7 protein-coding genes are annotated in these 13549 nt (G+C 72.1%); all 7 read right to left on the reverse strand.

Annotated features, from left to right (window positions below; genetic code table 11):
* Positions 1-12: 12 nt before the first annotated feature.
* The 7 genes from ACGFMK_RS23485 to ACGFMK_RS23515 all read right to left on the reverse strand — a co-directional run bounded on the left by ACGFMK_RS23485 (position 13) and on the right by ACGFMK_RS23515 (position 13521).
* Positions 13-387 carry an STAS domain-containing protein gene (locus ACGFMK_RS23485; RefSeq protein ID WP_392766829.1) on the reverse strand — a complete coding sequence of 125 codons (375 nt, stop codon included), beginning with the start codon at positions 385-387 and terminating at the stop codon, positions 13-15.
* Complete coding sequence (locus ACGFMK_RS23490) at positions 384-2204, reverse strand: copper resistance protein CopC (RefSeq protein ID WP_392766831.1); 1821 nt, start codon at positions 2202-2204, stop codon at positions 384-386. The genes ACGFMK_RS23485 and ACGFMK_RS23490 overlap by 4 nt, the downstream gene beginning before the upstream one ends.
* A gap of 4 nt (positions 2205-2208) precedes the next feature.
* Positions 2209-2682, reverse strand: a complete 474-nt coding sequence (locus tag ACGFMK_RS23495) for a hypothetical protein (protein WP_392766834.1) — start codon at positions 2680-2682, stop codon at positions 2209-2211.
* A gap of 25 nt (positions 2683-2707) precedes the next feature.
* Positions 2708-5695 carry a multicopper oxidase domain-containing protein gene (locus ACGFMK_RS23500; protein WP_392766837.1) on the reverse strand — a complete coding sequence of 996 codons (2988 nt, stop codon included), beginning with the start codon at positions 5693-5695 and terminating at the stop codon, positions 2708-2710.
* A gap of 26 nt (positions 5696-5721) precedes the next feature.
* Entirely contained in the window at positions 5722-7020 is a 1299-nt protein-coding gene (locus tag ACGFMK_RS23505) for a multicopper oxidase domain-containing protein (RefSeq protein WP_392766840.1), read from the reverse strand.
* A gap of 12 nt (positions 7021-7032) precedes the next feature.
* The gene (locus tag ACGFMK_RS23510) at positions 7033-8316 is read right to left on the reverse strand and encodes a multicopper oxidase domain-containing protein (RefSeq protein WP_392766843.1); all 1284 of its coding nucleotides are present in this window, start codon (positions 8314-8316) and stop codon (positions 7033-7035) included.
* 105 nt (positions 8317-8421) lie between these two features.
* Positions 8422-13521 (reverse strand): hypothetical protein, encoded by a 5100-nt coding sequence (locus ACGFMK_RS23515; protein WP_392766846.1) that lies wholly within the window; start codon positions 13519-13521, stop codon positions 8422-8424.
* Positions 13522-13549: the final 28 nt, after the last annotated feature.

The following is a 13549-nucleotide window of genomic DNA, read 5'->3' on the forward strand; positions in this document are numbered from 1 at the left end:
CCCGGCAGCCGGTCACCGCCGGCCGGGTTCGCCCTTCCCCTGCACCGGTATGAGCGGTCCGAGATCGTCGGCGGGCACACCGGCCAGGCCGTCGAGCCGCAACGGCCGGCGGTCGTCCCCGTGGCCGGCGACGAAGTCGAGGGCGCAGTGGCGGCACGCGGCGAGCTCGGCCAGGTCGGTGAGGATCGCCAACCCGGTGTGGTGCAGGGCGGTCAGCTCCGTCAGGTCGAGCACGACCGGGCGGCCGGGCGTCAGGAGGACGAACGGCGTCAGCCACAACGCGACGAGGCTGCCGGCGTTCTCGTCGAGGACCCCGCCGAGGCGCACGGCGACCCGGTCGTCGTCCTCGGTCACCGAGATCGAGAACCCCGTACTCGCCGGGGTCATGACACCGGCACCCGTTCGGCTTCGCTGCCCCGGCGCGATCGGCGCCCGGTCACCAGCCGCACCGCGGCGGCACCCGCGAGCAGCACCACGACAGCGGCCCAGGCGGTGTAATCCGTCAACGGCACCCCGGAGAAGACCGTCGGCCGGGTGAACGCCGTCGCCGGCGGGACCGTCCACAGCAGACTGGCCGACGCCGGGACCAGATCGGGACGGCGCGCGGTGACGGTGATCGACCAGTTCCCGCTGTCGGCCAGGTCGTCGGTGGCCAGCAGGTAGGCGCCCGGACCGGCCGGGCTCGCCGTGCGGGTGACCGCTGCCCCGCCGGGTCCGCGCAGGACGACGTCGACGGCCTGGATCGGCGCGGGGGCCGGCCGCCGGGTGTCGAACAGGTTCACCGTGACGAAGTTGCGGCCCGGCAGGTTCGGACGTACGTCGACGGTGCCGACGAGGTCGTCGGCCGCCAGTGAGGTCTGGGTGACCACGGGCTCCGGCGGACGCCATTGGGGTCCGGTCGCCTGGTGGGTCGACACCAGTCCCCCGGTCACGACGAGGACTCCGGCCAGCACCGCCATCTCGGCCCGCACGGCGGGGCCGGTCCGGGTCGGATCCTGCTTGCGCCCGTGCAGGCTCCGGGTGGTCGCGAGACCGGTCAGCGCGGCGACGGCGACGAGTCCCGCTTTGACCACCAGGATCCGGCCGTAGGTCGACAGCAGGAGGGCGTCCAGCGAAGCCACCCGGTCCCCGGCCAGCAGCAGGCCGGTCGCGACCAGCAGGGTCAGCGCACCGGTCGCGACGAGGCCGAAGCGGCGGAGAACCGCCCTGGCCTGCTCGCGGTGCCCCCGCAGGCCGACCAGGACGACGCCCGCCACGATCACCGTCCCGGCCCACGTCATGGTCGCCAGGATGTGCAGGACGTCCGTGACCAGCAGCAGCGGCCCCGACCGGCCGAGGTGCCCCAGCAGGGCCGTCGTGACCGCCCCGGCGGACGCGAGCACGAGCACCGCCGCGGCCGCGGGCCGCCTCGGCAGGGAGCCGCGGCGCAGCGCGGTGACCGACACCGCCGCCATCCCCAGCGCGACGGCCTCGCGGATCACCCACGGCGGTCCGGCGGTGGTGCCGCTGACCAGCTGCCACGCCACGGGGACGACGTCGGATCCGAACGCGGCCGCCCGCACCAGCATCAGGACCAGGCCGCCGGAGAACGCCACGACGGCGGCGATCGCGCCGATGCGCAGCAACCGGGCCCGGATCCGCCGCGCGGGACCGTCGGCCGGACGGCGCAGGAACAGCAGCACCATCGACCCGATCCAGCCGCCGAGCCCGAGGTAGATCGCCGCCTGCGCGAGCACCTCGCCCGCACCCGGCAGCGGGTCGGGGGGCGGGCCGCCGGTGGCCGGCGCCACCGGCCGCTGCACCCCGAACACCACGGTGCCGGCGGTCGCGTGGAGGTCGTCGCTCGACACCGTCGACCAGGACAGCCGGTAGGCGTCGGGCGGCAGGACCGGAAGCGGGATCCGCAAGGTGGCCGGTTCCTCCGGACCGGCACCCGCGGTGCGCAGCAGCACCGCGGGGGCGGTGGGCAGGGTTCGCCCGGCGCCGTCGACGAGGGAGACCTTCGTCGCGGCGGCCTCCACGGGCTCGCTCAGCCGGACCTCGACGGCCGGCGGCGATGTGTCCACAGTGGATCCGTCGGCGGGCACCGTGCCGATCGGCTCGGCGTGCGCCCAGGCGGGCGCCGCCGAGAGGACCGCGAAACCCGCCGCCACGACCACCGATCCGGCGAGCACCGCCACCCGCGTCCGCAGCCGTCCGGTCACCGGGTCACCGCACCGGGACGTGCTGCAGCTTGGCGCCGCCGGCCTCGACCTCGAGGGTCTCGCCGCTGCGGATCGCGTTACCGTTGTTCAGGTAGAGGATGTAGTAGGTCTGGCCGGGCCGCAGTTCGTGGCCCTGCTTCATCAGCGCGGCCCGGTAGACGTCACCCTTGCGCCGCTCGCTGTGCAGGACCGGCGGGTGGTGGACGTCGTTCTGGAACTTCGACGCCTTCTGGCCGTCGAGCACGGTGTAGCGCAGCTCGACGATGCCGCCGTCGGCGACCACCGCCGCCTGGGCGATCCGGATCCCGAGGCTGCTCTCCAGCTGCGGGTCCTGCGGTACCTGGTAGGGCTTCCCGGCGCCGGCGGTCGACTGGACCCGCCAGGTCAGCACCGCCGCGAAGGTGAGGACCAGCACGGTGAGCACCGCGATCCGGACCGCGCCGCGCCGCCACCACTCACCCAGTTTCCTCGGCAACATCGTCGTTCTCCTCGCGTCGGGCGGGTCAGGGCAGCGTGAACCGGGTGGAGAGGACCGCGTCGAACGACGCCGCCCCGGTGGTGGCGGCACCGCCGCCGGACAGGCCGAGCCAGAGCGCGTCGAGCCGGACGGTGCCGGTGTTGACGCCGGTGAGCTGCTGGCTCGCCGCGCCGACGGTCAGCTTGTGCGTCGTCGACGTCCCCGCCGCCCAGTCGACCCGGATCGTCTGGACTCCGGTGCCGAGCGTCAGGTACGGCGTGTAGGCCACGACGCCGGTGCTGCGCCGCACACCGAGCCGCACCTGGGCCGCGCCGGTCGACTTGCGGTACTGCACCACGAACAGCTGCTGACCGGTCGCGGACAGCCCGGCCGCCAGGTTCACCGTGCCGGTCCCGGTGGCCAGCGTGTCGGGCCGGAACTGGAACTGCAGGTGGTAGGCGGACTCGTTCAGCGGCGTGGGGTCGGTGAGGTACGCCGGCGCCGCTCCCCCGGCCGTGGCCTGCAGGCCCTGGGTGCCGCTCAGCGCGGAGCCCGGGAGCACGGCGACGGGGCCGGTGCCCGTGGCCCAGGCGCCGGTATTCCCGGACTCGAAGCCGTCGGAGAACACGATGTTGCTCAGCGCCGTGACGGTGAGGGTCACCGTCACCGGGGTGCCCCAGTTGCCGGCGGCGTCGCGGGCCCGCAGCGACAGGACGTGCGTGCCGACGGCGAACCCGCCCGGTCCGGCCACGACCCCGACGTTCGCGGTCTTCGGGCCGGTGGCCGTGACCGTCATCGGGTGGCCGAGGCCCTTGCCCGGGTCGGCGCCGTCGAACCACTCCGCACCGGTGACCGCGGTCTGGTTGTCGGTCGCGGTCGCGGCCAGGGTGACGCCGGTCGTGTTCCGGTTGACCGTGTTCGGCGTCGCGCTCGCGGCGCTGAGGACCGGACCGCTGCGGTCGACCACCAGGGTGAGCGGGGCGTACGGGCCCCAGTTCCCGGCGGCGTCCTTGGCGTGGACGTAGACCTGGTGCGGGCCTTCGGTCATCCCGGTCAGCTGGCTGAGCGGGATGAGGCCGTACGCGCCTTCCGCCGTCGCGTTGAACGCGCCGTCCGACGCGACGAACGTCAGCCCGGTGCCCGGAACGCCGTTCGGGTTGTCGAGGAAGCCCTCGGCGGCGGTGATCGCCGTGGCGACGCCGTTGGTCACCGGGTCGGCGAACGCGGCGGTGACCTTGATCGCCGTCGGGTCCACCGGCGACCCGGCGGTACCGTTGTTCGGGCTCGGCTCGACGATCCCGCTGGTCATCGCGGGCGGCGTCCGGTCGAGCGTGAACGGCAGGGCCTGCGCCGGTCCCCACAGCCCGAAGGAGTCGTGGCTGTGCGCGTACACCGTGACCGGGCCTTCGGGCAGCGCCGCGAGGCTGAGCGCCGGGATGGTCGCCGACTCCGCCACGACGGCGCCGGGCGTCAGTGTCATCGGGGTGCCGGTGCCGTTCGCGCCCTGAGTGCCGACGAAGTACTCGGCCTGGTCGACGGTGCCGCCGAGCAGGGAGTCGTCGCCGGTGGTGGACAGGACCACCGCGGCCGAGCCGTTCCCGGCGGCGGGGGTCAGCGCCCCGCCGGTGGTGACCGGCCCGGAACTGCTGACCGTCAGGACCACGGAGTTCACCACGCCCCAGTTGCCCTGGGAGTCGAGCGCGCGGACGTAGACGACGTGCTTGCCCGCCGCGAGTGCCGGAGTGAGCGTGGCCAGGTTCAGCGTCGCCTGCGCGCCGGTGACCGTGGGGCCGCCGAACGTGCCGGTGAACGGCGTTCCGGTGCCCACGGCGATCGCCGGGTCGTCGACGACGTACTCGGCGCGGGTGACGTTCGAGCCGCCGTTGGGCACGTCGGTGAAGTCCGCGGTGAACGTCACCGTCTGCAGCGCGGTCGCCGTCGCCGGTGCCGCCGCGAGCTTCTGCGTGACCGGGCCGGCCGTGTCGGTGCCGGACGGCGCCGCGCCGGTGTCCAGGAACGTCATCATCCCGCCGAAGGCCACGGTGTTCGTGGTGCCGACGCGGTGACCCGCGGTGTCGAGCCGCCCGGCCGTCTCGTAGACCGCGAACTTCGGCCCGTCCTCGGCCGGGGGCACGGTGACCAGGGTGTCCTTGGTGCTCCCGGCGGCGATGCTGTCGGAGACCTTGAGGTACGGGGCCTCGCTCGGCCGGGCGTCCTTGGCCAGCACCGACTGTTCGGTGCCGAGGGTGCCCATCGCGTGGGCGGACAGCCCCGCGTTGACGTACCGGAGCAGGACGCGGCGCCCGGCGCCGGTCGCGACCGGGTCGGTCTCGGGGTAGGCCTTGCCGTTGATCAGGCGGTAGACCGGCTGGAACTTCCGCAGGTCGTAGCCCGCGGGGTCGGCGTTGAACGCCGGGTCCACTTCGGACAGCACGAGCGCGCTCTCGTCGTCGAACGCGGTTCCGTACGCGGTGCCCGGACCGCCGGCGGGACGCACGATCATCGCGCCCACGACGCCCATCGCGGCCTGCCGGGCGCCGTCGGCGGTGTGCCCCGCCTCGTACAGGTAGGTGCCGGCCCGGTTCGCGGTGAACGTGTACGACTTGGTGGCACCCGGAGCGGCGCCGGTGCGGTCGTCGGCCCCGCCGAGCAGGCCGGGAACCGCCAGGCTCAGCGCACCCGGCAGTCCGTTGTGGACGTTGACCGTCACGGTGGCGCCTTCGGTGACCACGAGCACCGGCCCCGGGGTGCCGGGTACCCCGGTGTCCGTCGAGGACAGTCCCCAGATGGGAACGGCGATGCTGGACACCGTGAGCGTGCCGGGCTTGGCGTAGAGCTCGCACGTCGACGCCGTGCCCGCGGCCGTGCAGCCGGTCGTCGGCAGCGCACCTTGAGGGGTCGCCGCGCGGGCGAGCGGAGTCGCCAGCGGAGCGGCGGCCGCCGCCGCGGCGGGGTGCGGGACGACGACGGTGAGCCCGGCGACCGCGAGGGCGAGCGCCGCTCCCCCGGCCGTGCGGCGTGTGCTGCTGCGCATGGTCCTGTCCTCTCGGCCCGGGGTCGTCATGACGGGCACCCGGCGGCCGGGTCGATGCGCACGAGCGTCATCATCCCGCCGAAGCTCGCGCCGTAGTTGGTGGCCTGTTCGAGTGCGTGGCTGTGGGCGACCATGTAGTACTCGCCGCACTGGTTGTTGCGGACGACGCCGGCGGGCACGTCGCCCGGCTGGCCGCCCAGGTACGGGTTCTCGCTGAACCACGTCTCCGTGCCCGGGCCGACGATCTGGTCCTGCAGCTGCGGCAGCGGGACCGGGATCGGGTTGGTCTCGCCGTTCCAGTGCTCGGCGTCGACCCACTGGTCGAGGGTGTCGGCGCTCTGGCCGGGCCCGATGTCGATGAGGAACTTGTCGTAGGAGGCGTCGCTGCCGCCGGCTCCCTGCACCGGCTGGCCGTCCTCGGTGATCACGCGCTGGTCGTTGCCGTGCGGGTGGAACGGGTAGTTCACCGACCCGGCGTTGAGGTAGCGCACGAGCGCGGGCCGGCTGTTCGGGTCACCGGGCACGAACGGCTTGAGGTGCACCAGCGAGCCGTAGGGCTGGTTGGGCAGCCAGGCCGCGCCGGTGGGCGCGATCGTGTCGGGCATGCTGCGGCCGTTGATGAAGAAGTAGCGTGCCTTGGTCTTGGTGACGTCGAAGGCCCGCTTGCGCTCGACGGCGAGGTGCAGGTCGGGGTCCACTTCGGACAGCAGGTAGACGTACTCGCGGTTGAGGTCGAACGCCGAGTCGGCCCGGCCGTTCGCGTGGTCGGGCTGGCCCGGCGGACGGACGACGAGCGCGCCCGACAGGCCCATCTCACGCTGCTTGGCGACGTCGGTGCCGCTCTCGTAGAGGTAGGTGCCCGGCGAGCCGGCGGTGAAGGTGTAGGTCACCGAACCCGTGAGCGGCGCCGCCGCGTCGGTCAGCGACGTCAGGCCGGTGGTGTCGGCCTGCGGTTGCGCGGGGTGCCCATCGGCCCGCTGATGGTGCTGGCCCGGGAAAATGATCGACGTCACCTCCGGCAGCGTGTTGTGCAGGACGACGGTCACCGTGACACCGGAGTCCACGCAGAGCATCGGGCCGGGCAGCTGGAACGCCTTGGTGCTCGAGGAGTAGCTCCACATGTAGATCGAGTTGCCGTCCGGGGTGGCGACGTAACCCGCCTTGGCGTCGAGGGAGAACGTGTTGGCGGAGTTGGCTTCGCAGGGCAGGCCGTCGGTGGTGGCCGCGGCCGCCGACGGCATCGGCATGGTGAGCGCGACGACGATGGCGACGGCCAGGACGACCGGGGCCGCGGAGGTGAAGCGGGGCGAGCGCGTCGGGTTCATGGCGTGTCCTGCTCAGGTGTTGGGGGTGGTCTGCGGGCCGAGCGTGCCGGCGGGGCTGACCCGGATCTCGGTCAGCTGACCGCCGTACCCACCGCCCCCGCCGTTGTTCAGGAAGCCGTAGTCACGGTCGTAGAGCAGGTACGTGCCCGGCGACGGCGCGGTGAACAGCACGTCCCGGCTCTCCCCCGGCCCGATCTCGACGCTGTTGCCGGCCAGGTAGTGCTTGCTGCCGTCCCGGCCGACGAGCGGGGCGGCGTCCTTGGCGACGGTGGTCAACGTGATCCCGTCGGCGGTCAGCGAGTGGTTCTGGTAGCCGAGGTTGGCCAGGCGCAGGAGCACGCGGTCGCCTTCGTTGGCGGTGATCAGGGAGCTGTTCGGCTGGTACTGCAGGCGTCCGGCCGCCGTTGTCAGGGGATTGCCGTTCGGGGCCAGGGTGTCCGGGTAACAGCGGCCGTTCATCGTCCAGAAGCTGGGCGAGAAGTCGGTCCAGTCGGTGGTCTGGATGTGGGCGTCGCGGTAGTGCGCCTCGGCCCAGATCTCGGTCAGCATGAAAGCGAACTCGCGGGTGTAGCGGGTGGAGCCGTCGCCGTCGTTGTAGGCGTACTTCGTGCCGAGCGGGTCGCCGCCGACCGGGGCCTTGTTCTGCGCGGGCCGGACGAACACCACGCCGGTCATGCCCATCTGCACGTGTTCGACGTCTTCGAAGTGGCAGTGGTACATGTACGTCCCGGCCTCGTGCGGACGGTAGAAGTAGGTGAAGTCCCGGCCGATCGGCACCGAGATCGACAGCTCCGGCACGCCGTCGAACAACGGGATGGCGTTCTGGAACCCGTGCCAGTGCACGGTGTGCCCGTCGACGAGGTCGGGCCGCTGCGAGAGGCCGAGGTTGGTGAGCGTCAGCTTGATGTCGGTGCCCTGGTCGAACGCCAGCAGGGGCGCGGAGATCTGGGCCTTGCCGCGCTGGGCCTTGACGGTCGCGTCGTCCAGCCCGGTCACATCGCGGAAGCCGAAGACGTAGAGGTCGAACGGGCTCGGGGCCAGGGAGTCCGGCCAGAACGGCAGGTTCTGGCGGGCCCCGGCCGGCATCGAAACCCAGCCGTCGGTCGCGGCGAAGTGCACCTCGGTGACCGGGGGCACGACGGCGGCGGCCGGCCGGACGGTGGTCGGGGCCGGCGCGTCGAGGCGGGAGCCGAGCAGCCGCCCGCCCGCGACGGCGGCCACGGTCGCGGCGCCGCCGTAGAGCAGGGCACGGCGGCTCATCGGCCTCGGCGGCCGCTGCTGGTTGTCGCTGGTCACGGTGTCCTCCCGGCGAGCCGGTTGCCGATGCTGGTGGGGTGGAACCGGCCCGGCCGTACCCTCGGGGGGTAGGAATACGGCCGGACCGGAATCGCGGGAGCGGGCCTAGAACGCTTCGTCGGCCCCGATGTCCGGCGGGGTGGCCCGCCGCTGCCCGTCGTAGTCGATCGCGGGCGCCTGGATCGCGCCGCCCGGGTTCGGCTGCGAGCCCGTGCCGCCGCCGTTGGCCGGGGGCACCGGTCCGCTCAGGTGGTAGTCGCCCTGCAGCTGCGGCGCCACGTTCTGGGCGACGATCACCGCTTCCCGGAAGGACGGGAACGTCCGGGAGGTCAGGATCGTGGCCGAGACGTCGAACGGGGTCCGCACGTGCGGGTCGGTGCCGATCTTGTTCGTCGGGCTCGCCGTCACCCCGGGGTCGTACTGCTGCAGCACCGAGTAGGTCGGGGTCAGCGTGACCCCGGCGTCCACCGAACCCAGGTCCCAGTGCCGGACCGGGTCGCCGGCCGGCGCCTGCGGCGAGGCGATACCGGAGACGTAGAGCCCGTTCCAGTTGCCGGCCCGGTTGTCGTAGAAGATGTTGTTGAACAGCACCGGCTTGCTGTACTTCGGCGCGTTCGCGGGCAGGGTCGCCTGCAGCTGCGCGCTGTTCAGCGCGGTCGACAGCCCGGCCGGGGCCGCCTCGCCGGTGCTGGTGATCGCGGTGGCCGTGGTGACGTTCTTCATCACCGTGTTGTTGACGACCCGGACGTTCGTCGCGTCGTCGAGCGCCAGGCCGCCCCCCTCGTGGGTGGAGATGTTGTCGGTGATCATGTTGTTGACGATCGAGATCGGGAACGTCCCGGCCTGCAGCAGCCGGATGCCGCCGCCGTCGTCGTTGGCGAGGTTGTCCTGCACGAGGTTCTCGTGCACGATCACCGGTCCCGAGCCGGCCGAGGGCTGGTTCAGGTTGGTGTTCAGCTCCCCGGCGATCATGATGCCGCCCGCCTCGTCGTAGGACTGGTTGAACCACAGCCGGTTGCTGCCGATGTCACCGCCCGTGCCGCGGCCGTAGTGGCTGATGCCGCCGCCGTACTCGGCGGAGAAGTTGCCGCACAGATCGTTGTGGTGCACGGAGTAGTTGTCGGTGCCGTCGAACAGCCCGATCCCGCCGGCCAGGTTGGTGCCGCCGTTGTCGCGGATCTGGTTGTGGTCGATGGTGAGGTTGCGGTTGTGGGTCGTCGTGTCGTACGGCGTCCCGACGCGCACGCCACCGCCGTACGAGCCGCCGTTGCCGACGATCACGTTGTCCGACAGGCCGAGCCCGGTGACCCCGGCGTGGACGTACACGCCGCCGCCCTGGGTGATGGCCGCGCCCGGCGCCCCGGCGGGTGTCTTCGTGCCGCCGTAGACGTCGTTGAGGTTGGTGGCGAAGTCCGCCTGCGCGCCGCCGGTGATGGTGAACCCGTCGATCGCCGAGCCGGTGTTGCCGGCGGGCGGGGCGAGCACGGTGACGACCGCGGAGTCGGGGACGTTCGCCGGCCCCTGGTGGGCCAGCCCGCCGACGAGGGCGAACCACGCCGTCCCCGACGGGTTGTCCGGGTTGAAGCCCAGCCCGTTGAGCACGGATCCCCGGACGTAGCTGCCGTCCGGCCGGAAGCCGCCCGGGCCGACGCCCTGCAGGCGCACCTGCGAGTGGACCACGACGTTCTCGAAGTACGCGCCCTGCGGGTTGTCCTGGCCCTGCGGGCCCGGCCACACCACGACGACCTGCTGGCCGGTGCCGCGGGCGGCCGCCTCGAGCGCGGCCTGGACGGTGGTGAAGCCGGTGCCGACGGGTGCCGGGGTCGGCGGGTTCACCTGCAGGATGCGCGGGTTGTAGGCGAGCCCGAGGACCTGCAGCCCGACGCCGTTGACCGTCGTCTGGCCGTCGGACTTGCGGACGGAGATCTTCACCGGGCCGCCGGCGAGGGTGAGCGGGACGGTGAACTTGATCTGGGTGTCGCTCCAGGCCGTGGTCGCCAGGTTCACCGTCGAGCCGTCGGCGCGGGTCAGGATCACCTGCCCGGTGCCCTTGGCGGCCCCGAACCCGAGACCGTCGAGGGTGACGGTCCGGTTCAGGACGTCGGTCAGCCGCAGGACCGGCCGGTCGAGTGCGAAGATCTGCGGTGCGGCCGCCGGCGGGGTGCAGTTCACCGGGTTGACCTGGGTCGAGCCCGGCGCCACGGCCACGACGCCCACCTGGGTCGGCGCGGTGTCGGTCACCGTGTAGAGCCCCGGCCACGCCTGGAAGTTCGTCGCGATGGTCCGGAACCGCGGGTTGTAGTCGCGGTTGACGTGCCCGGGCTGGCCGGGGTCGTTGCCGACGAACCGGTACATGCCGGGACACGGTCCGGCCGGCAGCGGGCAGTTGTACGTCGACGTCGACGGCTCCAGGGCCTCGTAGTAGCCGTTGAAGTCGGTGGCGACGGTGTCGACGAGCCGGCCGCTCCAGTCGTAGACACCCATCGGGACGCCCGGCAGCGGCTGGGCCTCGCCGTACTGGATGGACCGCTGGTCGTTGGACAGGCCGAGGTCGTTGATGGTCAGGCCGTAGAAGTGGGTCGGCAGCGGCACGTCGGTGAACAGGCTGAAGTTCGGCGCGGTCGACTGTCCACCTCGGACGGTCACGAGCTTCTGGTCGCACAGCGGCTTCGCCTGGCCCTCGAACGGGCTGCCGCCGCCGTCGACGAACGCCTGGTTCGTGACGTGCACCGTGTGGTTGGCCCCCGCGCACGGAGCCACGATGCCCGCGCCGCCCGACGGCGGTGCTCCGGGATCCGGCTGCGGCTGGGCCGGGGTGGGCGGGTCGCTCGACAGTTCCGGAGCCGGCGGGAAGTTCTCCTGCGGCAGGTACCCGTCACCGTTGAAGATGTTGACGTCCTCTTCCTTCGTCACCTGGTACATCGGCTTGCCGCCGACCGGGTTCTGCGGGACGTCGACCGAGACCAGGTAGTCGTCGGGGACCAGGGGCTGGTCGTCGTAGTGGTTGTCGGCCAGGTTCGCGTAAAGCGGGAGGTCCTTGCCCGGCGCCGGGTTGTTCTCGTCGCCCGGTGGGTACAGGTTCAGCTTCGACGTGCCGAAGCCGTAGTTGCCGTTCACGGTCTGCCCGAAGCTGCCCGGCGTGGTGTCACTCGGCTGCACCTGGATCCCGCTCATCGGGGACTCCACACAGGACGGTGGATCCTGCCCCGGGATCCCGACCGCCTGCTGGCCGGTCAGGACGTTCCCGTTGTACAGCCGGGGCGTGCAGCCGGTCGGCTGCTGCCAGGTTTCCGACGTGTAGGTGTCCGCCAGCTCCGGACCGCGCGCGACCGAGCCGTCGGGGTTGAGGACCGGGTCGCCGTTCGCGTCGCGCTGGACGGCGTAGAGGTGCACGGGGACGTTCGGCACACCCGGCTGGTAGGGCTCGGTCACCGCGTAGCGCGGGTCCAGCTCGTTGCGGGTGGTGTCGTAGCTGACGGTGCCGACGATCCCGCCGTTCTCCGCCCCGGTGTAGGGCTGCACGCCCCAGTCGACCCGGCCCTTGAGCCCGATGATCGGCAGGATGGACACGTCCACGGCGGCACCGAGCATCGTCGTCGGCGCCGGCTGGTTGTCGGCCTGGTAGGTGATCCCGGTGGTCTTGTACCGGGTGTTGAACGCCTCCAGCACCAGGAACTTGCTGAGCGGGTAGACCTCGGGGATCGAGTACTGCCCGGTGGCGTCGGTGGTGACGCCGGCGATGCCCTGGTCCATCGTGGAGTTGTCGCGTTCCTTCACCGACACCGGGAACTGCGGCACGCCCGCTTCCCCGGGGTCGCGTTTGCCGTTGCCGTTGGTGTCGACGAAGATCGTGCCCTCGATGGCGGCGTGCCAGCCGACGAGCCCCTTCTGCCCGACGTCGGCCACGCCGCCGTTGTTGACCGTGACGTTGAAGCTGTCGAGGATCACTTCCTGCGGGTAGTCCCACAGGGTCAGCTGGTAATCGCCGTTGGGCACGTTCTTGATGTCGAACTTCCCGTCGCTGCCGGCGCGGGCCATGTAGGCCACCTGGTCGTTGTTGCCCAGCGCGGACAGCGCGACGAACGGCCGGTCGACCGGGCCGCGGACGCTCGCCCCCGCCACGCCGGCGTTGGGCACGCCCACTCCCCCGGTGCCGCCGACGTAGGTGTCGATCTGGACGGCGACACCCTTGATCTCGCCGGTCGGCCCGGCGGGCAGCGCCTTGGGGCGCACGAAGCCGAAGTCGACCGCGGGCACCGGCTCGGCGCCGACGGTCTGCTCGGTGTCGAACCCGGTGTCGCCTTCCTGGGTCCAGATGTCCCAGTCGTGCGCGCCTTCCAGGGTCGTGGTCTGGGCCCAGTCGGTGCCGACCGGCGGGATCACGGTCGCGGCGTAGCGATCCGGTCCCATGTTGGGGATGAGGATGTCGCCCTGGGCGTCGCTGACGCACTTGCCGGTCGAGGCCGGGTCGACCTGCGGCTTGCCCCCGGTGAAGACGATCTGGCCGGCTCCGTTGTGGACGTACTTGGTGCACAAGGGGTTTCCGTAGTAGTCCGTGGACACCTCACCGAGCACATCGGACAGATGCGCGGTGAACCCCGCCAAGCCGGACTCGGCACCGACCTCGTAGGTCGCGTCGACCGGCACGGAGTCGTTGAACACCCGGATCCGGACGTTGCCCAGGGGCAGCGGATAGGGCTGCATGGCGACGTTCACCCGCTGGGTGCCTCCGTCCACGGTGAAGTGCGCACCGTCGATCTTGTAGCCGTCGGCGGTGAGGGAGATCAGGTACCGGCCCGGCGGCAGGGAGTCGAGCGCCTTCGTGTCGTTGAGGTCGTTCTGGTCGCCCTGCGCGACGATCGGCACGTTGCCCGGGGTGTAGCGGATCGACGGCCACTGGCACTTCGTGGCGAAGTCCGCCGAGCCGCCGGCGCGGGAGGGGAGGCAGTTCTGCAGGCTGTCACGAGGATTCCCGACGTCTTCGGCGGCGATGAGCCACTTGTAGCCGGTGATCGGGTCACCTTTGCGGACCTGACCCGGTGCGGTTCCCACGGTGCGCGCGCTTTCCGCGTGCAGCGTGATCGAACCCGGTTGCGCGGCACGGGCTTGCGGCGTGCCGTGCTGCACCACCACCGGCAGGGCGAGCGCGATCCCGGTGAGCACGGCGACGACGACGGCCGCGGAACGGAAGGTCGGACGAGCCATGGCCAGCCTCCAGTGGGCGCTGCGAATG

The sequence above is a fragment of the Amycolatopsis sp. NPDC049252 genome, assembly GCF_043197175.1.
In the GTDB taxonomy this organism is placed as follows: Bacteria; Actinomycetota; Actinomycetes; order Mycobacteriales; family Pseudonocardiaceae; genus Amycolatopsis.